Raw genomic sequence first — 1,267 nt, forward strand, 5'->3', positions numbered from 1 at the left:
ATCCTCGACGGTGCCTATGTCTATGGCGCTCGCATGCAGATGGGACGCAAGCTTGGCGACCGCATCCAGAACGAGTGGCCGGACCATGACATCGACGTGGTCATCCCGATTCCCGATACCTCGCGTACCTCGGCGCTGGAACTCGCTCAGCATCTGGGCGTGACCTACCGCGAAGGCTTCATGAAGAACCGCTATATCGGGCGCACTTTCATCATGCCTGGCCAGACCCAGCGCAAGAAGTCGGTACGCCAGAAGCTCAATGCCATCGACATCGAGTTCAAGGACAAGAACGTCCTGCTGGTGGATGATTCCATCGTTCGGGGCACTACCTGCAAGCAGATCATCCAGATGGCACGTGAAGCCGGTGCCAACAAGGTCTACTTCGCCTCGGCGGCGCCGCCGGTGCGCTTTCCCAATGTCTATGGTATCGATATGCCGGCGGCCAACGAGCTGATCGCCCATGGGCGAAGCGAGGCGGAAGTCGGCGAGCTGATCGGTGCCGACAGGATCTTCTACCAGGATCTGGAGGACCTCAAGGACGCGTGTCGCGAGGTCAATCCGGCCCTCGAGGACTTCGATTGTTCGGTATTCGACGGCAAGTATGTTACCGGCGACATCGACGATCGTTATCTGGCGGACCTCGAAGCCTCGCGCAACGATGCCGCCAAGCAGGAACGAAGCGCCGGAGACCATGCCCTGGTGGGGATGCACAATCAAGAAGACGATATCGATGACTGAGAGGCCCGTCACGGAACAGGACTCATCGCCAGAATCCGCTTGGGGGCTGGAAACCCGGGCCATCCGGACCGGCCACTACCGTACCCAGGAGCAGGAGCATTCGGAACCCATTTTCCCGACATCGAGTTTCGTCTACGGGAGTGCGGCGGAAGCGGCTCGTAAATTCGGCGGCGACGAGCCGGGTAACGTCTATTCACGGTTCACCAACCCCACCGTTCAGACCTTCGAACGACGCCTGGCGGCCATGGAGGAGGGCGAGCGCTGCGTGGCCACCAGTTCCGGGATGTCGGCGATCCTGGCCACGGCGCTGGCGCTGCTCCAGGCCGGTGACGAGATCCTGGCCTCGCGTTCGCTGTTCGGCTCCACCGTCAGCCTCTTCGACAAGTATCTGGGCAAGCTGGGTATCACTACCCGCTATGTGGAACTCTCGGACCTGGCGGCCTGGGAGGCGGCGATAACTCCGGCCACGCGTCTGCTGTTCGCCGAGACGCCCTCCAATCCGCTCTCCGAGGTGGTGGATATCGCCGCC

Annotated in this window: 2 protein-coding genes; both read left to right on the plus strand. The window is 61.6% G+C overall.

Annotated elements, in window-relative coordinates:
- On the plus strand, nt 1–738 hold a 738-nt coding region (locus tag ACESMD_RS13840; RefSeq protein WP_372614130.1), incomplete at its 5' end, for an amidophosphoribosyltransferase.
- The coding region (locus ACESMD_RS13845) for an aminotransferase class I/II-fold pyridoxal phosphate-dependent enzyme (RefSeq protein ID WP_372614132.1) at nt 731–1,267 on the plus strand (537 nt) is incomplete at its 3' end. The genes ACESMD_RS13840 and ACESMD_RS13845, both read left to right, overlap by 8 nt.

The organism is Halomonas sp. (assembly GCF_041689495.1).
GTDB lineage: Bacteria > Pseudomonadota > Gammaproteobacteria > Pseudomonadales > Halomonadaceae > Halomonas.